Annotated in this window: 23 protein-coding genes; 16 read left to right on the forward strand and 7 right to left on the reverse strand. The window is 65.1% G+C overall.

Annotated elements, in window-relative coordinates:
• Nucleotides 1-22: 22 nt before the first annotated feature.
• Nucleotides 23-1,753 carry an ATP-binding protein gene (locus tag ACWFRF_RS22820; protein WP_449970827.1) on the reverse strand — a complete coding sequence of 577 codons (1,731 nt, stop codon included), beginning with the start codon at nt 1,751-1,753 and terminating at the stop codon, nt 23-25.
• Nucleotides 1,754-2,053: 300 nt separating this feature from the next.
• Between ACWFRF_RS22820 and ACWFRF_RS22825 the strand changes: the two genes are divergently transcribed.
• Genes ACWFRF_RS22825 through ACWFRF_RS22835 form a run of 3 tightly spaced genes read left to right on the forward strand, consistent with a single transcriptional unit; the run spans nt 2,054 to nt 3,537 of the window.
• Nucleotides 2,054-2,512 carry a MarR family winged helix-turn-helix transcriptional regulator gene (locus tag ACWFRF_RS22825; RefSeq protein ID WP_378992519.1) on the forward strand — a complete coding sequence of 153 codons (459 nt, stop codon included), beginning with the start codon at nt 2,054-2,056 and terminating at the stop codon, nt 2,510-2,512.
• A gap of 20 nt (nt 2,513-2,532) precedes the next feature.
• The gene (locus ACWFRF_RS22830; protein ID WP_452452140.1) at nt 2,533-3,021 is read left to right on the forward strand and encodes a hypothetical protein; all 489 of its coding nucleotides are present in this window, start codon (nt 2,533-2,535) and stop codon (nt 3,019-3,021) included.
• A gap of 3 nt (nt 3,022-3,024) precedes the next feature.
• A complete protein-coding gene (locus tag ACWFRF_RS22835; RefSeq protein WP_378992522.1) occupies nt 3,025-3,537 on the forward strand; it encodes a nuclear transport factor 2 family protein in 513 nt (170 codons plus the stop codon).
• 49 nt (nt 3,538-3,586) lie between these two features.
• Here the strand turns inward: ACWFRF_RS22835 and ACWFRF_RS22840 are convergent, their stop codons facing one another.
• On the reverse strand, nt 3,587-4,327 hold the full coding sequence (locus ACWFRF_RS22840) for a response regulator transcription factor (protein WP_452452142.1): 741 nt from the start codon (nt 4,325-4,327) through the stop codon (nt 3,587-3,589).
• 187 nt (nt 4,328-4,514) lie between these two features.
• A complete protein-coding gene (locus tag ACWFRF_RS22845; protein ID WP_449970833.1) occupies nt 4,515-5,468 on the reverse strand; it encodes a helix-turn-helix domain-containing protein in 954 nt (317 codons plus the stop codon).
• 85 nt (nt 5,469-5,553) lie between these two features.
• Here ACWFRF_RS22845 and ACWFRF_RS22850 point away from each other — a divergent pair, with 85 nt between their 5' ends.
• Nucleotides 5,554-5,721 carry a hypothetical protein gene (locus ACWFRF_RS22850; RefSeq protein WP_378992528.1) on the forward strand — a complete coding sequence of 56 codons (168 nt, stop codon included), beginning with the start codon at nt 5,554-5,556 and terminating at the stop codon, nt 5,719-5,721.
• A gap of 58 nt (nt 5,722-5,779) precedes the next feature.
• Here ACWFRF_RS22850 and ACWFRF_RS22855 read toward each other — a convergent pair whose 3' ends face one another.
• Entirely contained in the window at nt 5,780-6,379 is a 600-nt protein-coding gene (locus tag ACWFRF_RS22855) for a DUF3043 domain-containing protein (protein ID WP_378636811.1), read from the reverse strand.
• A 315-nt stretch (nt 6,380-6,694) separates the two neighbouring features.
• Here ACWFRF_RS22855 and ACWFRF_RS22860 point away from each other — a divergent pair, with 315 nt between their 5' ends.
• The 9 genes from ACWFRF_RS22860 (at nt 6,695) to ACWFRF_RS22900 (ending at nt 19,205) form a co-directional block, all read left to right on the forward strand.
• Nucleotides 6,695-7,051, forward strand: coding sequence for a HesB/IscA family protein (locus ACWFRF_RS22860; protein WP_067459056.1), 357 nt, complete (start codon nt 6,695-6,697; stop codon nt 7,049-7,051).
• A gap of 230 nt (nt 7,052-7,281) precedes the next feature.
• Complete coding sequence (locus tag ACWFRF_RS22865; RefSeq protein ID WP_387447687.1) at nt 7,282-8,208, forward strand: carbohydrate kinase family protein; 927 nt, start codon at nt 7,282-7,284, stop codon at nt 8,206-8,208.
• A gap of 467 nt (nt 8,209-8,675) precedes the next feature.
• Complete coding sequence (grpE, locus tag ACWFRF_RS22870) at nt 8,676-9,200, forward strand: nucleotide exchange factor GrpE (protein ID WP_452452145.1); 525 nt, start codon at nt 8,676-8,678, stop codon at nt 9,198-9,200.
• 2 nt (nt 9,201-9,202) lie between these two features.
• Nucleotides 9,203-10,735: an Hsp70 family protein gene (locus ACWFRF_RS22875; RefSeq protein ID WP_452452147.1), complete on the forward strand. Its 1,533-nt coding sequence runs from the start codon at nt 9,203-9,205 to the stop codon at nt 10,733-10,735.
• 47 nt (nt 10,736-10,782) lie between these two features.
• Entirely contained in the window at nt 10,783-13,434 is a 2,652-nt protein-coding gene (locus tag ACWFRF_RS22880) for a hypothetical protein (RefSeq protein ID WP_452452149.1), read from the forward strand.
• 126 nt (nt 13,435-13,560) lie between these two features.
• Nucleotides 13,561-14,580 carry a TRAFAC clade GTPase domain-containing protein gene (locus ACWFRF_RS22885; RefSeq protein WP_452452151.1) on the forward strand — a complete coding sequence of 340 codons (1,020 nt, stop codon included), beginning with the start codon at nt 13,561-13,563 and terminating at the stop codon, nt 14,578-14,580.
• Between the two features lie 7 nt (nt 14,581-14,587).
• Nucleotides 14,588-16,831 (forward strand): GAP1-N2 domain-containing protein, encoded by a 2,244-nt coding sequence (locus ACWFRF_RS22890; protein WP_452452153.1) that lies wholly within the window; start codon nt 14,588-14,590, stop codon nt 16,829-16,831.
• On the forward strand, nt 16,824-18,566 hold the full coding sequence (locus ACWFRF_RS22895) for a TRAFAC clade GTPase domain-containing protein (protein WP_452452155.1): 1,743 nt from the start codon (nt 16,824-16,826) through the stop codon (nt 18,564-18,566). The genes ACWFRF_RS22890 and ACWFRF_RS22895 overlap by 8 nt, the downstream gene beginning before the upstream one ends.
• Nucleotides 18,567-18,632: 66 nt before the next feature.
• Nucleotides 18,633-19,205, forward strand: coding sequence for a hypothetical protein (locus ACWFRF_RS22900; protein ID WP_452452157.1), 573 nt, complete (start codon nt 18,633-18,635; stop codon nt 19,203-19,205).
• On the opposite strand, the gene ACWFRF_RS22905 is transcribed toward ACWFRF_RS22900, so the two are convergent.
• Complete coding sequence (locus ACWFRF_RS22905) at nt 19,206-20,705, reverse strand: caspase family protein (protein ID WP_452452159.1); 1,500 nt, start codon at nt 20,703-20,705, stop codon at nt 19,206-19,208.
• A 76-nt stretch (nt 20,706-20,781) separates the two neighbouring features.
• Between ACWFRF_RS22905 and ACWFRF_RS22910 the strand changes: the two genes are divergently transcribed.
• Nucleotides 20,782-21,138 (forward strand): hypothetical protein, encoded by a 357-nt coding sequence (locus ACWFRF_RS22910; protein WP_378636549.1) that lies wholly within the window; start codon nt 20,782-20,784, stop codon nt 21,136-21,138.
• Between the two features lie 48 nt (nt 21,139-21,186).
• Here ACWFRF_RS22910 and asnB read toward each other — a convergent pair whose 3' ends face one another.
• Nucleotides 21,187-23,130, reverse strand: coding sequence for an asparagine synthase (glutamine-hydrolyzing) (gene asnB / locus ACWFRF_RS22915; protein WP_452452263.1), 1,944 nt, complete (start codon nt 23,128-23,130; stop codon nt 21,187-21,189).
• A gap of 481 nt (nt 23,131-23,611) precedes the next feature.
• On the opposite strand from asnB, the gene ctaC reads away from it, so the two are divergent.
• Together ctaC and ACWFRF_RS22925 are read left to right on the forward strand one after the other, a co-directional pair.
• Nucleotides 23,612-24,601, forward strand: a complete 990-nt coding sequence (gene ctaC / locus ACWFRF_RS22920) for an aa3-type cytochrome oxidase subunit II (protein WP_452452264.1) — start codon at nt 23,612-23,614, stop codon at nt 24,599-24,601.
• Nucleotides 24,602-24,611: 10 nt separating this feature from the next.
• A complete protein-coding gene (locus tag ACWFRF_RS22925) occupies nt 24,612-25,028 on the forward strand; it encodes a cytochrome c oxidase subunit 4 (RefSeq protein ID WP_379226533.1) in 417 nt (138 codons plus the stop codon).
• Nucleotides 25,029-25,163: 135 nt separating this feature from the next.
• Here ACWFRF_RS22925 and ACWFRF_RS22930 read toward each other — a convergent pair whose 3' ends face one another.
• A complete protein-coding gene (locus tag ACWFRF_RS22930; protein WP_452452161.1) occupies nt 25,164-26,657 on the reverse strand; it encodes an MFS transporter in 1,494 nt (497 codons plus the stop codon).
• Between the last annotated feature and the right edge of the window lie 86 nt (nt 26,658-26,743).

Here is a 26,743-nt window from a genome sequence, read left to right on the forward strand (position 1 = left end):
CCGGTGTCGGCTCCTCTGCGGTTCAGTTCTGGATCCGGCACAGCACGGCGCCGCTGCCGATACTGGTGCCGATGTCGGTGATCAGGCCGACGACGATGCCCGCCTTGTGGGCGGTGACCGGTTGTTCCATCTTCATCGCCTCGATCACCGCGATGAGCTGCCCGGATGCCACCGAATCACCTTCGGCGGCAGCGAGTTTCACCAGAGTTCCGGCCATCGGGGCGGTCAGTGAGTCGCCGCTGGGGGTAGCGGCGGCGCTCACGCGCAGGGGGCGAGGCGAGGGTCGGGAGGCCGGTTTGGTGCCGCGCGCGGGCAGGGTCACCTCCACTCGTTTACCGCGCACTTCGAGCACCACGGTCTCGCGCGGCGCCGTGGCACCGGGCGGTGCGGCGGTATCGGGGTAGGGCTCGATGGTGTTGTCGAACTCGGTCTCGATCCAGCGGGTGTGTACGCGGAACGGCGCGTCGGTGAAGGCGGGGTCGGCGACCACCGCGCGGTGCAGCGGCAGCACGGTCGCGATGCCGTCGATCGCGAACTCGCTGAGCGCGCGCGCCGCCCGTTGCAGTGCCTGGGTCCGGTTCTCGCCGGTGACGATGAGCTTGGCCAGCAGTGAATCCCAGTTCGCGCCGATCTCGGTGCCCGCCTCGACCCCGGAGTCGACCCGCACGCCCGGACCGCTCGGGGTCCGGTAGCCGGTGATCGTGCCGGGCATCGGCGCGAAGTTGCGCCCGGCGTCCTCGCAATTGACGCGGAACTCGATCGAGTGCCCACGCGTCGGGGGATCGGGATAGTCGAGGAGTCCGCCCGCGGCGATGCGCAGTTGCTCGCGGACCAGGTCGATGCCCGTGACCTCCTCCGAGACCGGGTGTTCCACCTGGAGCCGGGTGTTGACCTCGAGAAAGGACAGCGTGCCGTCGGCGCCGATCAGGAACTCACAGGTGCCCGCACCCACGTAGCCCGCGGCACGCAGGATGGCCTTGGAGGATTCGACCAGCGCGCTGTGCTGCGCGGGCGTGAGGAACGGCGCCGGCGCCTCCTCCACGAGCTTCTGATGACGGCGCTGCAGCGAACAATCCCTGGTCGAGACCACGACCACGGTGCCTGCCGTGTCGGCGAGGCACTGCGTCTCCACGTGCCGCGGGGAATCCAGATAGCGTTCCACGAAGCATTCGCCTCGACCGAACGCGGCCGTCGCCTCGCGGACCGCCGAGGCGAAGCACTCCGGAATCTCGGCGAGGGTGCGCGCCACCTTGAGCCCGCGACCGCCGCCGCCGTATGCCGCCTTGATGGCGACCGGCAAGCCGTGGGCCCGGGCGAACGCCACGACCTCGTCCGGATCCGATACCGGGCCCGGGGTACCCGCCACGATCGGCGCGCCCGCCGCGACCGCGATCGTGCGGGCGGTGACCTTGTCGCCGAGATCGCGGATCACCGAGGGCGGCGGGCCGATCCAGATCAGTCCCGCCGCCAGGACCGCGGCGGCGAAATCCGCGTTCTCCGACAGGAAGCCGTAGCCGGGATGGACCGCGTCGGCACCCGCGGCTCGCGCTGCGGCGAGTACCGCCTCGACATCGAGATAACTGGACTGCGCCGTGTCGCCGCCCAGTGCGTAGGCTTCGTCGGCGGTGCGCACATGCAGTGCGTCGCGGTCGGGATCGGCGTACACCGCCACCGCGGTGATGCCCGCGTCACGGCAGGCTCGTGCGATTCTGACGGCGATCTCACCGCGGTTGGCGATCAGCACTTTTCGCACGATGCCTCCTGAAAGTCGTTGGGACGCTTCACTAATCGTGCGTAACGGAGATCACCATATGGTGAACGGAACCTCCGGAAATCTTCAGGAGCTGCGCGCGCCGGGCGCCCCAGCCTGTGGAGTTCGTCCAATTCATCCGGGCTGGTTCAGGTTTCGCTCCGCCCGGTTGCCGACGGTGTGCGTCGGCCCTAGCATCACGCGCCGGCTCTGCGTCGACCGGGTGTCCGCTACCGGTCGCAATTACATGGCTTGCCATGTAATCTGAGGGGAGCCGCAGATCAACGACGATGGAAGGTGGGTATGGAACCGCTCGAGACGCTACCGATGGATCGGAGCAACTCCCTGGGGTACGTGATCAACCATCTGGCGCGGCTCATGGAACAGGCACTGCGCGACCGAATCGCCGGGCACGGTGTGGTGCCCGGGCAGTTCGCACAACTGCTCGCGCTGTACGAGGAGGAGGGGATCTCGCAGCTGCAACTCTGCGAGAAGGTCCGGATCGACCAGTCGACGATGGCCCACACGCTCAAGCGGATGGAGCGCGACGGCCTCATCCAGCGCACCGCCGACCCGCAGGACGGCCGGCGAGCGCTGATCTACCTCACCGACCGGTCCCGACGACTGCGCACCGCGCTGATCGCCGCGGCCGGGGAGGTGAACGACATCGCGACCGCGGGGTTCCCCGAGGTCCGCGGTGACGACTTCATCCGCATGGTTCGACAGGCGATCGGCAACCTCGAGGCCGATCGGTCCACATGACCATCGAAGAGAGGTAAACCATGCTCTCCCGCATCCATCCCGTCGCGGGCACGATCGGATTGCTCACCGTTCTCACCTTCTGGACCTCGACTGTGGTGAGTGAGCTCAGCGGTTCCAAGGACGCGATCATCGCGGTGAAGCAGACCATCCCGTGGGCGTTGCCGATCCTGGTGCTCGCCCTCGCCGCCACCGGCGGCACCGGCTTCCGGCTGGCCGGGGACTCCACGATGCCCCCGATCCTCGCGAAGAAGCGCCGGATGCCGTTCATCGCGGGTAACGGGTTGCTCGTGCTGATCCCCTCGGCGATCACCCTTTCCGTCCTCGCGGGCCGCGACGAGTTCGGGCCGTTGTTCTACGGCGTGCAAGCGCTCGAACTCGTCGCCGGTGCTACAAATATCGTGCTCATGTCACTCAATATTCGCGACGGCTTCCGCATCACCGGCCGTTTCGACAAGTCGAAATCGGAAAATCGAACCGCTACCATCGGTAGCGAGGAATCTCAGGGATAAATGATGAACGAGACCATTCTCCGTGCTGAGCTCGAATCGCTTCGCGCGGAAGTCCGTGAATTGCGCGACCATCGTGAGATCGCGGCACTCTTCGATACCTTCTTCTTTTTCGAAGATCGCAAATCGATGGACGACGCGTGGGCGCAAGCCATTTTCACCGACGATGTACTTCTCGAATTGCCGCCCGAGGATTATCGCGGTATCGAGGGAATCGCCGCGCATATGACCTATGTGGTCAACCTGTTCGGTCCGACCCATCACACCACCACCGATTGTCATGCCGATATCGACGGCGACACCGCCGCGGTGCGGCTCAATCTCACCGCGACCCACAAGCACGTGGTGCCGGGCGAGGCGCCGCTGCTGGTCTGGGGCTACCTCGACGCTGATGTCGCGCGCACCGCCGCGGGGTGGCGGATCGCTCGGATGAAGTTCATCAAGGTGCTGCGCACCGGCGAGGCGCCGCCCGGATTCGCGTTCGACGAGAACCTGAACGTGGTCGCGGTCGGTAGCTGAGACAGCGAAGCCGCCGACTCCTCGGAGTCGGCGGCTTCGTCGTTGCCCCTCAGTCGCGCGGCATCAGCTTGAAGCCGATTCCGCGAACGGCGACGATCCAATTGCTGGCGCCCAGCTTCGCCCGCAGGCTGCTGACGTGCGTGTCCACCGTGTGTTGCGACCAGGAACCGTCCCAGATCTCGCCCAGGATCTGCTTGCGCGCCACCACGATTCCCGGGCGGCGTGACAGCATCAGCAGCAGGTCGAACTCTTTTCTGGTGAGTGCGAGCGGGCGTCCGCGCAGGGTGGCCTCGCGGGCCCACTCGTCGACGCGCAGTGCGCCGCATCCGGAGGGGGACGCGCCGTTCTCGGTCTGTGGGCTGACCCGCCGCATGAGCGAGTCGATGCGGGCGACCAGTTCCCTGATGCCGAACGGTCGGGTGACATAGTCGTCGGCGCCGGAGCGCAGGCCGAGTACGCAGTCCAATTCGGAATCGCGATCGGTGACAACGATGATCGGAACCGTATGGCGCGCACGGATGGAACGGCATACCTCGAATCCGTCGAAATCGGGGAGATCGGGATCGAGCAGCACCAGATCGGCACGGCCGAACAGCTTCAGTGCCATTCTTCCGGTATCGACGGTGGCAACCTGGTGGCCATATCGGGGGAGTTCGCTGTCGAGCGATCCGACAGCATCCGAACCCGCCGCGATAAGAATGCGCCATGACCGTTCCACGGCGATGAGGCGAGGCTCGGGGAAATTCGGGGCGAGCTCGGCGTCGGTTTCCTTGAGTTCGCTGCTACGCATGGCTCGAATACCCTACCGTCCTGGGCATCGAAATGCCGCGCTGACGACCACACTGCTACGGGCGGTCGGGATTTCACCGGTCAGTATCAGCGTAGCCGACTCATTTCATTCGTGCACTGTGGAGTTAGTCGCCTTTTTGCGGAAAAGCGTCCGGATCGGTATTCCACGCACAATAACGGACGGTTGTTCAGCCTGCCGCGCCGAAGCGGCGGCGGTATTCGGTGGGGGCGATGCCGACCTGGCGCTGGAAGTGGTGGCGCAACAGGGCGCCGGAGCCGAAGCCGGACTCGTCGGCGATCCGTTCCAGGGCCATGTCGGTGGTTTCGAGCAGGTGCTTGGCGAACAGGACGCGCTGAGTGGTGAGCCATTTGACCGGGGTGGTGCCGGTTTCGGCGGCGAAGCGGCGGGCGAAGGTGCGGGTGGACATGCTGGAGCGGGCCGCGAGCTCGTCGACGGTGTGTGGGTGGGCGAGGTTCTCGGTGAGCCAGGCCAGGGTGGTGGACAGGCCGATCGAACTGCACTCGGGGACCGGCTGCTCGATGAACTGGCGCTGGCCGCCGTCGCGCTGCGGCGGCACGACCATGCGCCGCGCGATGCCGTTGGCGGCGGCGGTACCGATCTCGCGGCGGACCAGGTGCAGGCAGGCGTCGATACCCGCGGCGGTGCCCGCGCTGGTGATCAGGTTGCCTTCGTCGACGAACAGGACGTCGGGGTCGACGGTCGCCTCGGGGAACATCGCGGCGAGTCTGTCGACATACCGCCAGTGGGTGGTGCACTTGCGGCCGTCGAGCAGGCCGGCCGCGCCGGCCAGGAAGGCGCCCGAGCAGACGGTGAGGACGGTCGCGCCCGCGTCGGCCGCCCCGCGCACCGCCTCGAGTACCCGGTCGTCGTACTGGTCGATCGGGGAGGCCGGGATGGCGACCAAGTCGGCCTTCGCGAGTTGGTCGAGGCCGAATTCCGGGGTGACGGCGATGCCGGGGGTGGTGGAACGCAGTGGCGTGCCCGGGTCGGCGCCGCAGACCCGGAAGTCGAAGCCGGGCAGGCCGTCGGCCGTGCGGTCGAGGCCGAAAACCTCACAGACGACACCGAATTCGAACATCGCGAGCCGGTCGCTGAGCACCACGGCAACCTTCGAGAGCATGCCTCATCGTAGCTGGCTGAATCTTTACGCACAATGACAGAACAGCCACTTTCGGCTGAAAATCATCGAGCGCAAAATTACTGCCATGCTTACTTTTCTGATCGTCCTCACCGCCGTTATCGGACTCGCCGTACTGATCGGTCGCGGCACCGCCGGCTCCACCGGGATCGTCGACCGCGACGCTCAGCGCATGGACACCGAGCTCAAAGCCATCGCGGGCTACGCCGACTACATTCGCCCGAGCCATCACTGAAAAGACGAATGCCGCCCCATCCGCAGGGATGAGACGGCATTCGCAAGTCCGGTCGAACTCAGACGGCGTCGCCGGGGCCGACCCGCGGCTTCGGAGCGCGCATCTTGCGGATCTGCGAGGCGCGGACGAAGGCGTACCAGCCGAGCTTGAAGCCGGTGTCGGTGGTGTCGGGGAACCGTTCGATCACCCGGTTGCTCACGATCTTGCCCAGGACGAAGCCCTCGATGATCATGAAGACCATCATCACCAGCATGGCCAGGGTGACGATGGTCTGCAGGCCGGGGGCGACGAACATCGACAGGATCAGCACCAGCGCCATCGGCATGAACAGGCCGACGAGGTTACGGCGGGCGTCCACCAGGTCGCGCACATACGCGCGGACCGGGCCCTGATCGCGGGGCAGCAGATACTTGTCCTCGCCGGCGAGCATGCGGGCGCGGCGGTCCTGCACGGCGGCGCGACGGTCGGCGGCGGCGGCCTTGCGGTCCTGTTTGGTGCCCTTGACAGCCTTGCGGCGCGCGCGGGCTTCCTTGGCGGTCAGCGGGGCGGGCGCGATCGGACCGCGCCGCTTGCCCTCTGCCTCACGCCTTTTCGGCGTCGGCCTGCCCTTACCGGGAGTGGTCGACGCCGTGGCGGCGGCCTGTTCGGAGTCGGACACCGACGGGTCGACGGACTCGTCGATGGTGCTGGACTCGTCGCGACGAAACAATTTCACGTTCACCAGGCTATTCGATGATGCCGACCATCGGGAAATGCGGTCCGTTCAGCGGTGGGCCCGGTCTCATCCGCGGCCGGGCTGCGACGCAGATCACGCCGTCACAGGGCGTACTGTGGGCACAAGCACCCAGGTGGCGTCCACTGGCTGCGCCGAGGGTGGCAAAATAGGAATAGCAGTTGCTGCGACAGCGTTGAAGACAGTCGTGCGCTGTGCACCTGAGGTCCGTTGACGGGCTGAGTCGAACTAGGAGTGTCCATGACTGTGCAGAACGAGACCGCCACCGAGACCCACGGTGCGACGTTGACCGACGCTGCCGCCATCAAGGCGAAGGCGCTGCTCGACCAGGAGGGCCGCGACGATCTGGCCCTGCGGATCGCCGTGCAGCCCGGTGGCTGTGCCGGTCTGCGTTACCAGCTGTTCTTCGACGATCGCATCCTCGACGGTGACATCGTCGTGGAGTTCTCCGGCGTGAAGCTGGCCGTCGATCGCATGAGCGCCCCGTACATCGACGGCGCCTCGATCGACTTCGTCGACACCATCGAGAAGCAGGGCTTCACCATCGACAACCCGAACGCCACCGGTTCCTGCGCCTGCGGCGATTCGTTCAACTGATGTTCGGCGCCGCGGGTTAGCGGCGCCGTAACCTCGCCTTCGAGGGCGCGCCCGGGATCATTGTGGTTGCGTGGCGAGGTAGCGAACAGGTGAACCACAGGCGGTAGCGCTTGCTAACGTTGAAGTCCGGGATCGGGTGATCCCGGACTTTCTGTTTTCCTCGTCTAGCGTCGAAGGGGCCCTGCCTCGTGTCTGTTGCCGTGTCCGCATCCATCGCCACCGACCACCTCATGCGCTTCCCCGGCCGGTTCGCCGATGCGCTGCTCGCCGATCAACTCGATCATGTGTCCTTGAGCTTCCTCGTCGACGATCTGCAGATCCGCCGCGGCGGAGTGGCGGGCAACATCGCCTACGCGATGGGCCTGCTGAAGCAGCGTCCGGTGCTCGTCGGTGCCGTCGGCGCCGACTTCGCCGAGTACCGCCAGTGGCTGGAGGCCAGCGGCGTCGACTGCTCGGCCGTGCACGTGTCCGCGACATCGCACACCGCCCGGTTCGTATGCACCACCGACGAGACGATGGCGCAGATCGCGTCGTTCTACCCGGGGGCGATGAGCGAGGCGCGCGATATCGATATCGCCGCGATCGCCGCCGCGCACGATGTCGACCTGGTGCTGGTCGGGGCGAACGACCCCGACGCGATGGTCGCGCACACCCGCCAGGCCAAGGCGCAGGGCATCGCCTATGCCGCCGACCCGTCCCAGCAGCTGGCCCGTCTCGACGGCGAGCAGGCAACCGAACTGGTCGACGGCGCCGCCTACCTGTTCACCAACAAGTACGAGTGGGCCCTGCTGCAGCAGAAGACCGGCCTCAGCGAAGCCGACATCACCGCCAAGGTCGGCATCCGGGTCACCACGCTGGGCTCCGAAGGTGTGCTCGTCGTCGACGCCGACGGCACCGAGATCCGCGTCGGTGTGGTGCCCGAGGTGGCCAAGGTCGACCCGACCGGCGTCGGCGACGGTTTCCGCGCCGGTTTCCTCACCGCCCACCGCGCCGGCCTGACCCTGGAACGCGCCGCCCAGCTCGGCTCCCTGATCGCCGTCCTGATCCTGGAGACCACCGGCACCCAGGAGTGGACCCTCAACACCGACGACGCCCTCGAGCGCCTCACCAAGGCCTACGGCTCGGATGCCGCCGACGAACTGGCCTTCCTGCTCTGACCTGCGGAACACGAGCGCCCTCTGGATCTTCGGACCAGGGGGCGTTTTCTGTGTCTTCCGACCGGTGTCTGCGCAGGTATTCTCGCCGCCGTCCTCATGGCTCACCAAGGGCTGGAGCTCTGACGCTGACGTGACCCGGCTCGCCGGTCGAGGGGGCGCGCGGCGAACCGAGAAGTCGTCGAAACGCATCTTGTCTAACAGGATCCGTTGCCGGCCGGGATGGCGACATCGGTAGGCATGCGTGCACGGTGTGCTCGGACGGCAAGACTGTGCTCGCCTGATCTGCGGCAGTAGGGATTTCGGAGGTCGACATGCCAGGAGCGGATTCCGGTGCTACTGTCGCCCGTGCATAGCACGGTTGATCACCGAGATGCGTTGGGGGAGCAGTGATAACGGACAAATCATTGAATCGGCTTTCGCGCGACGACGCGGGTGTTGTCGGCGAGGGGACGCGGCCGACAACGGAGATGTCAACCGGGGACATCGCTTCGGCACTGCGAGAACTGGCCGAGGTTGTGGCCAGTGAGCATGAGCGTGCTGCGGCCAGGGAGCGGATCATTGATCGACTACACGAAGACAACCAGATGCTGCGGCGCGGCGAATGGGATGTTGTTCTCGAGCCGGTGCGCAACTCCCTGTTCGCGCTCTATACGGATTTGCGCCGTGAAGCGGAGCAATGGTCGACGGGTGCGGGGACAGCACTCGCTGCGTCCCATCTTTTCGATGCGTTCGCCGAGGACGTCTCCGAAGCGCTCGAGCGGCTGGGTCTTGTCCCGTTCACACCTGAATCCGGTGAGACCTTCGACCCTGTCCGGCACCGGCGTCGGCGTGACTGTGCGGTCGGTGATCCAGCGCTCGACGGCACAGTTTTCGCCTGTCTCACCAATGGATTCACCAAGGGCGATCGCGTGGTCCGCCGGGCCGATATCGAACTCGCCCGTTGTTCTGACACCGAACCCGCCCAGACCACCAGTGAGGATGCTCCCCGATGACCGTGTTCGGAATCGACCTGGGAACCACCTACTCCTGCATCTCTTACCTCGATGAGGTCGGCAGGCCGACCATCGTGCCCCTCACTACCGAGGAATTGCCGACGCTTCCGTCGGTGGTCTATTTCGAGGCGGCGGACCGGACCGTGGTGGGCTCGGCTGCCAAGGATATGGCCGCATTGCGTCCAGGGCAGGTCGTGAGCCGGATCAAGCGTGAGATCGGCCGGGAGTACGAGACCGCCGAAATCCACGGGCAGCGCTTCGCGCCGCACGAAGTATCGCGGTTTGTCTTGGAGAAGCTCGCCGAGGAAGCGCGAATCTTCACCGGCGGGCCGGTCGAGGATGTCGTCATCACTGTTCCCGCGTATTTCGGGGCGGGCGAACGACTTGCGACCAAGCGCGCCGGCGAGCTCGCCGGACTGAACGTGATCGACATCGTCAGTGAGCCAGTAGCAGCCGCGATCGACTACGGCGTGATCAACGCCGATCGCGATATCGATATTCTGGTCTACGATCTCGGCGGCGGCACCTTCGACACCACGGTCATCTCGCTGCGCGACGGCGACATCACCGTGGTCTGTACCGATGGCGATCACAGCCTCGGTGGCATCGATTGGGATCAGCGGCTGGTGGAGCATTTCGTCGAAGTGTTCGGCCGCCAGCACCCGGACGCCGGCGACCCGCTCGAAGACCCGGAGACCGAGCAGTCGCTCTATCAGCTCGCCGAGGACGTCAAACGGAAACTTACGGCGGGTTCGGAGGTGCTCAAGCGTTTCACCCACGATGTGCACCGCGCCGACATCACTTTGACCCGGACCGATTTTACCGAGCTGACAGCCGATCTCCTGGATCGCACCGTCGAAATCGCCCGTCGCACACTGGATTTGGCAAAGGAACGGGGCGTGGGGCAGGTCGATGAAATCCTGCTGGTGGGCGGCTCGACAAAAATGCCCGCTGTCGCGGCACGAATTCAGGAAGAGTTCGGCATCACCGCGCGCCTACATGACCCCGACCTCGCGGTGGCCAAGGGTGCGGCGCGCTACGCGTTCGAGGAGACCTACCGCAATGCGCTGCGAGCCGGTGACAAGAGCACGGCCAAAAGGCTGGCGCTGGACGCAGGTTTGTCGGCAGCACAGGAGGTATCGATCGCGAAGCGATCGATACGCACGGTAGCCTCGCGCGGATTCGGGATCAAGGTGACCGATCCGTCTACGCGACTCAGCAGCGTTTCGCACATGATCCACAGCAACGATCCGCTGCCCGCGTCGGTCACCGAGGAGTTCGGCACGCTCGAAGACGACCAGCGCGGCATTCACGTCGTGGTATTCGAACAGGCTGGCATTCGTGAGTCCGACGAGCTCGAGAACAATACCCAGATCGCTGACGGGCACATCCCGATTCCTGCGGGCAAACGTGCCGGGTGGCCGATCGAGGTGAGCTTCGCGCTCTCCACCAGCGGATTGCTCGAGATCGCCGCGATCGAACAAGAGACCGGTGAGCGGTTGGAGCTCAGTGTGGAGTGCGCGTGGGAGCGGTGAGCTCAGGCGCCGAGAGGGTCGAGGCCAGGGCGCAACGGTAGCTTCTGATGACATTCGACGAAGCCCGCTACGTCGCTTTCCTCACCGACGTGGTGAATCGCGGCGCTGATTCCCTCCCCGGTATTCAGGAGCGCTATCAGATCGAGGGCCTACGTGGCCCAGAACTTGCGGCGCAGGCGGCGGTGGTGCGCAAGTCGTGGCCGCGGCTGCGCAAGAAGACCAAGCTGCTGGTGCTCATCGACAGGATGTCGGCCGAGCATGCGAACCTGCACGAGGCCTTCGAACGGGCCGCGCGCGGCGATGACTCACAGATCCGACGGTCCATCAGCGGGGAACGGCACCAGACCGAGGAGCGCACTGCACGATTCACCGCCGAGATCCGAGAGTTGGCGGGCGCGACGGCCTTGGTGAGCAAGCAGGCGGCCCTGCGGTTGGGCGGCTCGTACGGGCTGACCGAAGCGGAGGTCTCGACGGCGATCAGCCGCCTCGGGGACGTGCGGATCGCCGATCCCGACCGTCTGCTCACCGACCCGCCGGTGCCCCGATTCCGGCAGTATCGGCAGAGCATCGACGCGCTTGGGCATCGGCACCTGCTCGACTTCTTGGTTCGCACCGGACCCTGCACCGGCTTGTCGGTCCTGGACAAGTTCGCGTTGGGCGCTCCGGCTGGGGTCACCCTGGGGGCGTCGGCGATCGCTACCTCGAAACAATATTGGGAACACCGCCCACGCGACAGCAGTCAGGACCATGCCGTGGCTATCCACGCGGCGTGCGCGGAAGCCGCGAAGAAGGGTCCGAGCGGACTGCTCGACCTGGTGCGTTACGAAGTGGCCGATTTGTTGCGTGCGCGCAGACGTCTCGGAACCACCCCCAGCGGACTACTGGGGTTTGCGACCGACGAACTTCGACTGGCGGTGGGCGACGCACGCCGACTGGTGTTCGCGATCCTCAACGAGGACTCCGCGGTCGGCGCGAGCGCTGAGTACTTGCGACTGCACGACCTGGTCGACTCAGACGAGGTCTACGCGGCATGGCAGTTCGTGCAACTGGCCACTCTGCCCAGCGACGCCGCTGAATTGGCCGAACAGGTCCGGGCAAGAGTGAATGAGGCCGATCGGCGGTGTACGCAGCTGCGTGCGACGACCCAGTCTGTCGACGGCGACCAGGAGTGGCGAGAAATCGAAGCGATCGTCGCCGCCGTGCCCGACCATCCGGAGTTGGCGGGCCTTCGGTCGCGTCTGCGACCCGCGGCGGTCGGCTCGGTCCGGGTCCTGGCCGATGGGGCGGCGGTCACGGTGCACTGGGAGAAGACCCGGTCGACTGCGGGCGAGATCAGCTACCGCTTGGTTCGGCAGAGTGGCCGGCCACCTGAGCACGCGGAAGATCATGACGGGCACATCCGCACCACCGAAAAGACCGCCGTGGTCGATTCGGCACCGCCGGTCAACCAGGCGGTGTACTACGGGGTGATCGCGTGCCGAGGTGACACCGAATCGGCGCTCACGATCGCGGGCCCGCTGACGGTGCGCGTCGAACCTGGCGCGGTCCAGCTCGAGTTCGCCGATGCGGTGGTCGAAGGCCGATGGGAACCGGTGGTCGCGATGGCCGCTGTGCGAGTTCGTCGCCGGGAGACCGGCCGGCACGACAGTCAGCGCTGGGTCGATATCGACTGCACGCGAACCGGTTTCCTCGACAAGACGGTGGTCAACGGGCGCAGCTATCAGTACCGCGTCACCGGCGTCTACCTCGATACCGAGGGACGCGAGGTCGAAACCCCGGGCACAGCCCACACCGGCACGCCAGTACGCACCCCCGAACCGGTACGACGACTCGACTTGAGTGAGGAGGGTGGAACACTCGTACTGTCTTATGACGACGCGCCGGGCGGCCATGTGCAGATATTCCGACTCGGTGCCGCCACATCCGCGCGCTGGCCGGTCGGTCATCGACTCTCCTTGAACGAGCTGAGGGCCGCGGCCGAGCGGGTTTCGGGCACCGTCCGGCGTGGGGGACTGGTTATCGACCGCCCGATCAAGGCCGCGATGTTTCTGGCGGTGACGGTGGTCGGTGGCACCGGAATCGTTGGCGCGACCGCTGACTTCGTACCGACCGCCGATCTCGGGGATGTGACCGCAACTGCCGCTGGTGACGAGGTCGTAGTAAGTATGGCGTGGCCTCGCGAACTCGAGGTGCTGGATGTGGAGTGGGACAACGCAGGCCGGACACATCGGCGATCGGCCACTTTCGCGCAGTATCAGGCAGGTGGCGGACTGAGATTGCGAGTTGATCGCGCGCACCCGACCGAGGTGCGGGTGATCCCCGTCGTCCGTCACGGTGACGGCATACGGCGTGGCATCGCGACAGTCCGCACCATTGCCCGGCGCATTCGGATCTGCTATCGGGTCGATATCCAGGGACCTCCCTGGCGGCGAGAACTTATCGTGGAGCTCACCGCTGATGCGCCGACCCGACTGAATTCGTTCAGTCTAGGGCTCCGTTCCGGCCGGGTGATGCCGCTTGACGTGCAGCAGTGCACCATCCTCGGCGAGCTCCGCGATCAGCCGATCTCGCCGGGCGCTCCCGCCCGACTGGTACTGCCGGTGCCGCGCCAGGCCAAGCCCTACTGGTTGCGTGGCTTCGCGACCGGTACCGACATCGAACTCGACGATCCGCCGCACGACCAGATGCGAAAGGGATGATCCATGCAATGGCTCGCTCGGCGCGATACCGTCACCTGCCCCTACTGCTTTGTGAAGACAGCTCGGCGCGCAATTCAATTTCGTTGCCGTGGACAATCTTTCGGTCAGCGAGGGTGTGCGGGCACAGTGGACGAGACGTTGGCTGCTTTCTCCCACGGCAAACGTGAGTCGCTCGGTCCGGTGTTCTCGGCGGACGGTAGACGCTCCTTGGCCGAATGCCCTACGTGCGCACTGGAATCGACGCACCGGCTGTGCCCGAATTGCCACAGCCAACTTCCCGAGGCCTATCTGGCCGCGGACAGCCGGATCGTCGCGATGGTAGGTGCGAAAGGTGCAGGCAAGAGCACCTACATCGCAGTGCTCGTCCACGAGTTGAAGAACCGTATCGGCGGCGAGTTCGATCTGTCACTGACCAACTGCGACGATGTGACGGCCGAACGCTACGAGAACGACTTCCGGCGCGCGCTCTACAGTGACAACCAGCTCCTACCCGCCACACGTTCGGCGACGACGACGATGAACCGGCCGCTGATCTACAAACTCACGCGGGGCAAAGGTAACCCGACCAGGGGCAAGCACCCGGCCATGACGCTGGTGTTGTTCGACAACGCGGGCGAGGATTTCGCGACCGAGTCACAGGTCGGCCGAACGCTGGCCGACTACCTCGCGGCCGCCGACGCCATGATCTACCTGGTGGATCCGGACGCGGCGTCGACCTCGGCCGAGACCGACGTGATCCGGCGGGTCACCGACCACCTGCGCGCCCGTGCAGGTGCAAAAGCTGGTGCGCGCCTGGCTATCCCGATGGCTGTTGCACTAACCAAGGTGGATTCGCTGCGGGCGCAGTTGCCGGGAAACTCGGTGCTGATGCGGCCCCGCCCCGCGTCGAGTGGCCGACACAACCGCGCCGATCGCATCGCGGTTCACGAGGAGATCCGAAGTCTGCTCGAACAGCGGGGCGCCGACGGACTCGATCGTTTCCTGGAACACAACTACCGTCGCTACAACCTGTTCGGTCTGTCGGCACTGGGCAACGTCCCCGATGACGCCACAGTGCACGCGGCCGGGATTCAGCCACATCGCGCGGAGGACCCGATGCTGTGGTTGCTGCACGAATTCGGCATGGTCGCGTCGATCAAGGGGTGAGTCGGACATGGTCAAACAGCTGCAGTATTCATCGGTGGCGCAGGGGATGTCCGGCTACGCGGGCTTCCAGTACGTCGCGTCGAGTCCGGACGCCGGAGTCGACGAACAGCAGATCCTGGCGCCGTACATGTCGTATCGGCCGCCGCTGGACGCGCCGACCCAACCTGCCGACTATGAGTTGGCTCGGTTCCCGGTCTCGCTGACCTATGCCCGAGCCGGCGCGAATTTTGTGATCGCCCAGTCGTGCTATCTCGGACGTGACTACTCCGGCCGGTACGGCAACTACCTCAGCCACGGACTGATCGCCACCGAGCAGGAGCTGGAGGGCTTACGCCCGATTGAGCTGTGGGGCTCCCCGACCTGGCCGACCCGCGTCGCGGCGCAGTCGGAGCTCGCATCATTGGACGTCGTCGAATCCGGTGGCGTGCTCGATCCTGTTCGGGTACAGCAGTTTCTTGCCAGTAGGGGCGACAGCGGCTATCGCCTGCTGGGTGCTCTCCTGGGAGCGATCTGCCAGCACGAGGGCGCGGGTGGCGAGTCGATCGTGCTGACCGCGAACGACAGTGACGACGTCGCTCGGTACATCGCCGCCCTGAGCTATTCGCTGCCCACTTCGGTCGTCACCGAGCTGAGCTTCACCACCTACTCCGGCGAGCCGGTCATCGCACATCAGCGATTGGTGGGTACGACCCCTGCGGTGTGGGAGTCCACGCGGCCGCGCGGGATGGTGTTCCATCTCGACAAGCCCGGCCCGACTACCGCGGATGAGTACCGGCGCTACGTCCAGATCGTGGTTGATGCTTGGCGCGTCGGCGATTTCGATCGGCTCGACGAGGTCGTCGAGACTGCCGAAGTGGTCGGTGAGATCGATGCCGCCGGCGCGGTATGTTCCTTCGCTCATGGCGTAGTGCTCGACCCCTCGGAGCTGGAGATCCTGGCGGGTTGTTTGCATCGGGCCGGACCGCTGTTGCCCGATTCCGCGTGGACGGCGCTGGATGCGGCGATGTCGACGGTGCGTCTGCAGGTCGCGCTCCGGCTCTACACGGCGGCCGATGTGGAGCGTCGACCCCGACTCGAATCGGGCGTCCGGCAAGCCGTCGACAATGAGATCCGGCGCACCGCGAGTTTCACCGATCTGGTCGAGGTGCTCACCACCAGTGCGGACGCGGGTATCTCGGGCGAATATCAAGCGATCGTCGCCGCTGCTCGTCGTGCCGCTCACGCCGATCCGACGGCGATCGTCGGGTCGATCGACCGGTGTCCAGCCACTGTTCGGCCGGCGCTGATCGACGGCGCGTGCAGGGCGATCGCCGCCGCCGACTGGCAAGTGCGCGATCACGCATTGACCGATGACCTGTGCACGCGGTTGTCGGTCGGTGGCGTGCGGGTTCCCGAGGTGGTTGGGCTCTATCTGCAGGCTCGGCGTTCTCGTGAAGCACCCTATGTCGGAACCGAATTCCTGGCAGAACTCGCCGCCAGGCGCGAAGCGGGGACCCTGGTCGACGGGGAACTCGCCCGCCTGATCAGCCGATTGTGGCGAGGTCGCGTCGCCGATCCCAGATGGTGCGCCGATCTTGTCGCCGTGTTCGGGTGCACCGTGGTGTTCGGCACCGAGATCGCGGCGGTGCTGGACCGCACTATCCACGACACCGACACACAATGGCGATCTCGTGCTGAACTAGGGGCCATTGTCCTCACCAAGATCGCTGAGGACCAGCCGCGGCCGACCCGCATGTTGACCAGCTTCGAAGACCACTCGAGGTTCATCATCGATGTCGACGGTGTGCTCAAAGCTGTCGGTGCCAACCGCAGTCCAGTCGACCACCTCCGTGCGGCCTATCAAGCCAGGCGGCGCAGCTCCGAACAGCTGATCGCCCAGGGGGTCTGGCTGCTGGCACGGGCATTCGTCGACTACGTACCCGAGGTGCAGGCGGAACTGCTCGATCTTGCTCCTGCGTGGCATGTACAGCTGGTCGGCCGCTGGATCGACGGCGATGATCACCCACGGCCCCCAGCGGACGTCGTCGAGCTGGTCCTTCAGGTCCGCAGGCTCAAGTTCCGCAGTGCCGAGCTCGAGCAGATCCTGCGTGTCCGGGTACGGGGAAAAGCCGAACGACGTGTGGTTCTCGCAGAACTGCGGCGGCGCGACCCGAGCCTGGAAAGGGAACTCCTCGAGTTCATCAGCGGTCCGGATTCGTCCGGCATCGGCGCGAAGTTCGCTGCATGGAAGGGAAGGTCCGGTCGTGAATGACGGCGACGGCTTTGCCCTGGTCTTCGCTCTGCTTGCCGTCGGCTTGGTCGTTGGGTTTTTCGTACTGCAGGTGATGGCAGTGCCGGTGGTGGCAGCGGTGGTCACGGCGCTGGCCACGGCGCTGACGCTGTATCACTACGGAATTGCTGCGTGGGCGGTGTTCAGCGATCGCACGCTTCAGTTCGTCGAACAGCCCGGCATACCGGACCCCGATGTCGCCGATGCTCCTGATCCAGCGCACCAGGCCTACTTGGCAGGGCAGTTCCATCGGGATACGTGGCGGGTGTTCACCCGGACGTGCTCGGTGTATGCGGCCCTGGTGAATCGGCTCTTCCAATGGGCCAAGGCCCACTCGGGGGGAGTCATGGTCGTACTGCCGACGGCGTTTGCAGTATCGGTCGGGCTGGCGATCGGACCTGTGCTGGCTCTGGCGACGGTGGCCTCGATAACCTTCGTTTGTGCGGTGGTGGCGACTGCAGTGTGGGGCGCGATCGGACTGGGATTGGCAGGTATAGAACGGATCACCGCGCTGTGGCGTGGCGTGCGGCAATTGTGCCCGCACGCTGGGTGCTATCGACGGATCATGTTGCCCGCGTATCGGTGTCCCGCGTGTCAGCAGATGCACCGGCGGCTCAGTCCGAACCGGCTCGGGGTGTTCAGTCACGATTGTCGATGTGGCATGCCGCTGCCTACGACGATCTTGCGTGGTCGACACGGACTTGCGGCAGTGTGTCCGCATTGTGTTCGTGATCTACCAGCCCGGATCGGGCGGGTTCCAGTCGTGAACATTCCGATTGTCGGTGGAATCGCGGCAGGTAAGAGCACGTTTGTCCACCTGTCGCTGATGGCACTCGACACCAAACTTGGTGAGCATGCGATGACGTTCGCGATGTCAGACCAGCACGTGCAGTTCCAGACCGGGGTCGAACTGATCCAGGGCGGCGCGCGGCTGCACAAGACGCTGCCGGACAGGCTGCCGGACGGACTGATGGTGGATGTTTCCACCGGCGGACGTGGAGATCGGATTCTCTACCTCTACGACCCTGCCGGGGAGTGGTACACGTCAGGGGATCGCAGCGATTCTCAAACCTATCTGGACCACGCCACCGGATTGGTCGTTGTCGTCGATCCGATGGCTCTGGACACCGTGGTGCAATCACTCGACGACGAGCAGCGTGCGAGGGTGCACTCAGCGCTGGGTGGAGGCGTCATTGCGATCAGTGTCGCCGCGGATGCGGTGGTCGGACGATTGTTGGCCACGCTGCGTGCGCGGGGGAAACTCCGGCGGATCCGGCGGGTCGCCGTAGTGGTGAGTAAAGCGGACGCACTCGTCGGCTCGGCGATCGGTCGGGACCTGGGCAGTGGCGCCGATGGGCCGCCGTCTCAGCTGGCTGTGCGCACGTGGCTCGAGACCGCGGAATGGGGTGACAGCGTCCGCGCCCTGGAGCAGCACGTCGGCGCGGTCCGGTTCTATCGATCCGGATTCGATATGACGCCGAAAGACTTGGCCGAGCCCTTGCAGTGGGTCAGTGGTCTCGGCACGTCGGGCATCGCCCGTGATGCGGTGAACCCCGAGGTGCGAGATACCAGCCGCCGTGAGCTCGGCGCGCCTCGCGGGTTCCGGGTCGGCCGCGTAGCGGCACGGGCACACAGCCTGGTCGCGGCCACCCTCACGCTTCTCGTGCTCGGCGCGGCCACCGCTGGATTGATCATCGGCGTATTTCCCGGTGGGTGAGTTCACGGGGCGGCCCCGAACACTGCGTACACCAGCGAGATCGAATGAGAAAAGGGAGATCCGGTAATGCCCGAGGGGCTGATCGACCTGTGGCGTGAATTCCGCACCGCGATGGCGGCTATCGCGTTGCTGATGTTCGTGGCAGCCGCGGTGATCCTCACCGAGTGGGTATGGCATTGGGAACCTCAGTGGCTGTTGTCTGTTGCCATCGGGTTGTTGACACTGACATCTATCGCAGCGTCGCTGATACCCGCTCTCGTCCTGATCAGAGATGCCCACCCGCTGCGTTGGGTAGCAATTTATCTGATGACGGCAGGAATGATCGGTTACCTGGTAATGGCCGAGGTGACTTTGCCGACTCCGTGGGCCTCGGCTGTGCGGATCGCCGCGACGGCCCAATTTATAGTCGGTGGTGTTGTCTTGGTGGTCGATGAGGGACTCAATGTCGGGAAGATCGAGAAACAAGGTCCGGTAGCTACCATTCTGTGGACCATTGTTTCCACCATGCAGAACAAGCTCGGCGCCGATTCGATCGGACGCGGCTCGCCCGATTCCCAATTGATCGCGCCGGTCGGCCATCAGCTCACATCGCTGATGGCTCGCGAGGATCGGGTATTTCAGCTGCTACCGCCGCCGTGATCAAGCCAATCCGAATTCGCGCTGAATTCTGCTCCGGAAGTCGGTGTCCAGGCTCTGGTCGCGTAGCATTCCGATGGCGACTTTTACGCCGATATCATCCTGGCGATGCATATCGATCAGTTGTTTCACTGCCTTTATTCGGTGATCGTACGAGATTCCAATAACGGCCATCATGACTGCCATCACCAAGCCCCAGAGTAGTTCGGGGTCGGCGAACAGGTCGGAGACATCCCACCCGCGCGTCCAACGCATATTTGATGAATAGACATCAGCAAGCAGTATCCGCAATCGATCCCAAGCGAACTTTCCCATCGTCGGTCCAACCATCTCGTCCAAGACGCCGACGGCATAACTTTCGCCGACAACGCGGCCCAGTTCGGCCGCGATGCGAATTCGGAGCAGGATTTCGAGTGACCCGTTCCGGCCCAGCGAAATCAAGTCGTGCCGCGCGGCATTGTTGGTCGTGCTTTTGGTGGACAATTCGAACAGTGCCGCAATTCGCACATTCAGATCGTTGTGCCTGTCGATCACCATCTGCCGCAGCACCCAGGTGGGGGCCTGGCGAGTGCTGACAGATATGTCCATGATCTGGTCGTTATGGTCTGCCGATTTACGCAGGTAGGTCAGCGATTCCTGTGCGAGATACTGCTCAGGGCCGGGTGCTTCGGCGAGCCGCTGTAGGTAGCCGAGGACGGCCGCTCTGGTTTTGTGATCGTCGCTCTGCAGTCCGCGCTGGATCTGTGGCGGAAGTTCGGGGTGGACGCCGAATCCTCGTGCGTTGCGCGCGATGACGATCTTGCCGACCGACTCGTCGCGGTGTACCGGTTTCTGTCCCGGAGCATTGAGCAAAAGCCATTCATGGACGAACTGATACAGTTCGGCTGTGTCGACTAATCCGTCACCGCCCCGATCGGCGTCACCGGTCGACAGTCCGGCGATAAGAGCTTGGGTGAAATACGAGACAATCTCGGTATTTCCGCCTGCGAGTGGTTCGAAGGCGTGCGTCCCGGTCGTCGCGGTGATCACCACCCGTCCTTCCCCGCCGGCAACGAGTGCGGAATCCAGGTTGAAACCGCCCTCTGCTTTGGTGGAGAAGTACGCGCCCGAGTAGCAGCAATCCAGGAGCACGATCACCGATTTCGCGCGGCTCAGATCGACTTGAGTTTTCAGTACCTGTGCCGATAGTGCGCCGCTTCGGTAGAAGTCGGCTTCGATATCCGTCATCGGAAAATGCAGCATTTCGTCCTCGGTCAGTATTCCGTGCCCCGAGATATAGATGAGGATCGTGTCGTGCTCCGTGGCGGAAAGTAGTCGGTCCTCGATTGCAGTGCTGACTTCCCGGAGCGGGCGATTGACAAGCGGTGTAACTTGAAAGCCTCCGATCCGGGGATCCGACAGTAATGTGCCGAATTGCTCGACATCATTTGCGGGAGCGAGTAGGCGATCCAGATTTCGAGCGTGCGGATAATCCTCGGTACCCACCATGATGGCGTATCGCACGGCGCAGCCCTCCTTGTTCGAGTCGGATCAACGATACGTCGGGCAGGGCATCGCAGCGACCGCTACAGTCGGCATCGTGGGAGTTGTAGAGATAACGGTGGCCGGTGGAAGTATCGAGCGACGGGCGAAGGACTGCAGAAATTTTCTGGGGTCGCTCCCCGCACAGCTGCGGGCGTCGGTCGATCCGATTTACGCGCCGGTGCCGCCTGGTGCTAAAGCCGATATCGGGCTGATAATCGGACTGGTCGTGGCACTGGGTGGCCCGGCGGTCGCGAAGCAACTGGCCCTTGCGGTCCGTGAATGGGTACAGCGAAGCCGTCACCACGAGATCGTGATGACGGACGGCGACCGGTCGCTCAAACTGAGCGGTGGGGCATCGGCCGCCGAGAACGCTGCAGCGATCGAGCTGTTCTTTCGCGACCGTCGCCTCTGACCGGAAACATTGTTATGCCGCGTCGCCACGTAACGCGAGGTGCTGGTCCTACAGCGAGACCGGGTAGACCGGTTCCTGGATTTCGGGCTTGATGCGGTCCTCGACGAAGATGCCGTGCCAGACCATGAAGACCAGGACGGTCCAGAGGCGGCGGCTGTGGTCGGAGATGCCCGCTTTGTGGTCGCGGAGCATCTGGAGGACGGCAGGCTTGTGCAGCAGGTGGTCGGTCTGGGACTCGGCGATCTGGGTTTCGGCCCAGTCGTAGAGTTCGGTGCCGCGCAGCCAGTGGCGCAGCGGGACCGGGAAGCCGAGCTTGGCGCGGTGGAGGACGTGGTCGGGGACGATGCCGTCCAGGGCCTGGCGCAGCGCGTACTTCGAGGTTTCCTTGGTGATCTTCTGATCGAACGGGATGCCCTCGGCGACGCGCATGACCTCGTTGTCCAGGAACGGCACGCGCAGTTCGAGGGAGTTGGCCATGGTCATCTTGTCGGCCTTGACCAGGATGTCGCCGCGCAGCCAGGTGAACAGGTCCAGGTGCTGCATGCGCGCGACCGGGTCCCAGCCCGCGGACTGGGCGTAGATCGGCGCGGTGACGTTCTGGTGGGTCCACTCGGGGCGGAAGTCGCGCAGGACCGCGCGTAGCTGGGCGTCGTTGAAGCTGCGGGCGTTGCCGTAGTAGCGGTCTTCGAGGCTGAGTGAGCCGCGCTGCAGCAGCGACTTGCCGCGCTTGCCGTCGGGGATCTTGTCACCGAGCTTGCCGAGCAACTTGCGCGCACCGGCGGGCAGATATTCGAAGGGCTTGAGCGACAACGGTTCCCGGTAGATCGTGTAGCCGCCGAACAGTTCGTCGGCGCCCTCGCCGGAGAGCACCACCTTGACGTGCTTGCGGGCTTCCTTGGCCACGAAGTACAGCGGCACCAGGGCCGGGTCGGCGACCGGATCGTCGAGGTACCAGACGATCTCGGGGATCGCGGCGGCGAATTCGGCGGGGGAGACCACCTTGACGATGTGGCGGGCGCCGATCAGCTCGGCGCTCTCGGCGGCCACGTCGACCTCGGAGTAGCCCTCGCGCTCGAACCCGGTGGTGAAGGTGATCAGCTTCGGGTTGTGGCGCATGGCCAGCGCGGCGATGGCGGTGGAGTCGATGCCGCCCGACAGGAACGAACCGACGGTCACATCGGCGCGCATGTGCTTGGCGACCGAGTCCTCCAGCGCCGCGGCGATCTCGGCGTAGCGGGCCTTCTCCGACCCCGCCACGAACGGGCGGACCCGGAAGTCGGGGCGGAAATAGCGGGTGACAATCGGTTCCTGGCCGACCTTCACCGTGGCGTAGTTGCCGGACTCGAGGCGACGGATGTTGCGGTGCAGCGACTCGGGCTCTGGCACGTACTGCAGCACCGTGTAGTGCTCGAGCGCGCGCGGGTCCAGCTCGTCGGACAGTTCCAGCGGGCTCAGCAGTTCGAGCAGGCTCTTCTTCTCGCTGGCGAAGGCGGTGCCGCCGGGGCCGGTCGCGATGAACAGCGGCTTGATGCCGAACGGATCGCGCGCGAGGAACAGCTCCGAGGTCTCGGTGTCCCATATCGCGAAGGCGAACATGCCGCGCAGCTTGCGCACCGCCTCGGGACCCCAGAAGTGGAAGGCGGCCACGATGGCCTCGCCGTCACCGTCGGTGGCGAAGATCTTGCCATCGGGGAACGCGGCGCCGTGCTCGGCGGCCAGCTGCTCACGCAGCTCGAGGTAGTTGTAGATCTCGCCGTTGAAGGTCATCGCATAGCGCTGCGGGTTGTCCGCGGGGCCCCAGCGCAGCGGCTGGTGCGAGTGCTCGATATCGATGATGGACAGGCGATTGAACCCGAAGATCATGTGATCGTCGTGCCAGGTGCCCTTCTCGTCCGGGCCACGATGCCGCTGGCAGTGCAGCGCGTCGTACACCTGATCGACCACCGCGGTCGTCGCGGAATCAGCTGTCAGGAATCCGAGCAGTCCGCACACGGTGTCGCCCAACCTTCTCTCGTTCGATGATGGGTGGCCACAACGGGCCGAAACGCTGTGTCCGAGTATGCCGCACGCCTGCCCGACACGCCGCGCTCGCCCGCTCCCGCGGGGTGCGCAGCCACCAGACGAGGGCCAAACCGCAGGTCGCGATGTTCGGCGCGGTCACGGCGGAGTGTCGAAAGTGACCCCGCGACAAGACAGTGCCCGCTTTGGTCTACGCTGCGTAGTACTCAGGTCCTTCTCAGGTGTGCAGGCGTCACAGCGGCAATACTTCGAGAGGCCTGAAACTGCTTTGAAGAGGTGTCGGAACGGGCGAATCGCCGCCCGGACGACGCAATGTGTCGGAATGTGTGGCGACCAGGAAGGCGTGAGCGTGGCGCACAAGGCGAGCGAAGAGATCGGGGCACGACCCGAGAAGGGTCGGCAGGGCCGGATCCTTCGGCGGGCCGGGCTGGCGGTGTCCTTGGGGATCACCGCGATGCTCGTCTCGGGCTGCTCGATCGACAATGTTTGGCTCCGGTTCGGCTGGCCGTCGGGTATCACCCCGCAGGCCACCCGGATGCGCGAGCTGTGGACCTGGTCGGTGCTGGCCGCGCTCGCCATGGGCGTGCTGGTCTGGGGTCTGACCTTCTGGACGGTCATCTTCCACCGCAAGCGCAAGAACTCCCCGGAGTTCCCGCGCCAGACCGGCTACAACGTGTCGCTGGAGCTGACCTACACGGCGATCCCGTTCGTGATCATCGCGGTGCTGTTCTACTTCACCGTGGTCGTGCAGAACTATGTGCACGAGAAGACCGACAACCCGGATGTCACCGTCGACGTGACCGCCTTCCAGTGGAACTGGAAGTTCGGCTACCGCAACATCAACAACGTCGGCGGTCTCACCTGGAACGGCATCGACACGGAGAAGGAGCTGCTGAACGAAGAGCAGCTCGCCGAATACCGTGAGCTGAAGAACGACAAGGGTCACCCGCAGCCGGGCCCCCTGCACGGCAAGCCGGCCAACGACATCCTCTCGTACCTGCACTACGACAAGGTCGAGACCTTCGGCTCCAGCGAAGAGATTCCGGTCCTGGTGCTGCCGACCGGTAAGCGCATCGAGTTCCAGCTCGCCGCCGCCGACGTGATCCACGCCTTCTGGGTGCCGGAGTTCATGTTCAAGCGCGACGTGATGCCGAACCCGAAGGAAAACCATTCCGACAATGTCTTCCAGATCTCCGAGATCGAGAAGGAAGGCGCGTTCGTCGGCCGCTGCGCCGAGATGTGCGGCACCTACCACTCGATGATGAACTTCGAGGTCCGCGCGGTCTCGCCGGAGAAGTACGCCAAGTACATGCAGGCGCGCATCGAGGGCAAGACCAACGGTGAGGCGCTGGCATCGATCGGCGAGTCGCCGGTGGCCACCTCCACGTACCCCTTCAACACCAAGCGTGATGCCAAGAGCGCTTCGGTGAACGAGAGCAAGTGAGGATTCTGATATGAGGATCGAAGCGCGGATCTTCGAACTGCTCACGGCGTTCTTCATCCTGGTGGGCATCGTCTACGGCTTCTTCACCGCCCAGTCGCGCACCGGCGTCGAGTGGGCAGGCACCACCGCGATCGTGCTGACCGCGGGCCTGTCGCTGATCATCGGCACCTACTTCCGGTTCGTCGCGCGTCGCATCGACCTGCGGCCCGAGGACTACGAAGAGGCCGAGATCGTCGACGGCGCCGGTGACCTGGGCTTCTTCTCGCCCGGTAGCTTCTGGCCCATCCTGCTCGCGGGTGCCGGTTCGGTGACCGCGCTGGGCCTGGCGTTCTTCCAGTTCTGGCTGATCGGCCTCGGCGTGGTGCTCGTGCTCGCCGCCGCCGCCGGCCTGGTCTTCGAGTACTACCTGGGTGCCGAGAAGCACTGATCCACCAGGAAACGGTCGTCGCGACGCCCTCGAGCCGAGGGAGTCGCGGCGACCGTTTTCGTTGTCGGAGGGTGTGTCCCGAGAACGACAGAGCCGGTCGTGTGAGCGCACGACCGGCTCTGGGCATCGAATGCCTCAGTGCGCGAGCACCAGTCCTTCCTCCGGTCCTTCCACCGTGCGCGGAGCGGACAGCTGCACGATCCGGCGGGGCAGCGCCGCTGCGACCACCGCACCGACGAGCGCGGTCGCGCCACCGATCAGGAAGGCGATCGTGAAGCCGCGGTCCAGGTAGAACACCGCGCCCTGCGTCATCTCCGGCGGGATCGGCGCGATGTAGGAGTTGTTCATGATCGTGAACGCGATAACCGGCAGGACGGCGGGGAACACGCTCTGCGAGACGCCGACGATGCTCGCGGTGCCTGCCTGCAACTGCGGCGGCACGGCCTCGATCAGCAGATTCGGAATCGCGGCGTAGGCCATACCCATGCCCGTGCCGAAGATGCCCGCGAAGACGATCAGCAGGGGCTTGCTGTCGTGCACGGCGGCGGTCAGCACGAATCCGACGGCCATCAGCAGCATGCCGCAGGTCATCAGGATGCGGGGGCGGACGTCGCGGCGGCCGACGAGCACGCCCACGAGCACGCCGCCGACCACCACCATCAGCCCCACCGGCGCCTGGAAGATCGCGAAACCCTCCGCGGTGACGCCGAATCCGTAGTCGAGCCCGAACACGGCGGGCGTCATGGCCATCATCGGCAGCAGGATGGTGAACAGCCCGCTGGCGCCGTAGCAGAGTCCGGCGCCGATCGTGGTGAGCAGCACCGAACGGCGGCCGAGCACATCGAGGTCGATCAGCGGTTCCCGGATCATTCGCGCGCTCGCCAGCCAGGCCAGCAGCAGCACCACGCCACCGAAGAGGTACGCCATGGTCGTACTGTCACGCCAGCCCCAGGTCGGTCCGAAGCTGACCGCGATGAGGATGCCGGCGATGCCGCCGCCGAGCAGAATCGCTCCGAGCGGGTCGATCCGTGAGCGCAGCCGCACCGACGACTCGGCCGTCGTGAAGAAGATCAGCGCGCCCAGCACGGCGAGACCGATGACGAAGAACCAGAAGATGCTGCGGAATCCGTGGTTGTCGATCAGCCACCCGGTGAGGAACGGCGCGGGAATCGCGATCAACCCCATGCCGCTGGTCGCGATGCTCACCGCCAGCGCGATCGTCTTCGCCGGGAACACGTCCCGGATCAGCGAGTAGCTCAGGAACAGGCAGGGGATGAGCAGGCCGGTCAGCGCACGGCCCGCGATCAGGACGGCGTAGCTGCCCGCGATCGCCGACAGCAGCGATCCCGCCGCTGCCACGGTCACGCACCCGAGCAGGGCTTTGCGCTTGCCGTACATGTCCGCCAGCTTGCCGATCAGCGGCGCGGTGACGGCGCCGACCAGCAGGAACGACGTCAGCAGCCAGGCGCCCTGGGTGGTCTGGTAGTGCGCGGCGATCGACGGTAGCGCCGTCGAGATCATCATGTAGCTCACCGCGAGCATCTCCAGCAGGAGCACGATCGAGGCGAGCGAGAAGATCAGGCGTGGGGTCCAGCGGTCCACGGCGGGTGTCGGAGTGGGAGCGACCATCAGAGGTCCTTTCGAGGATGGGGCCCGCATTCGACGAACGATCGAAATGCGTAACCGACATCACACTTTCTCCGCGTGATCCGTAG

The sequence above is a fragment of the Nocardia sp. NPDC055165 genome, from assembly GCF_053606985.1.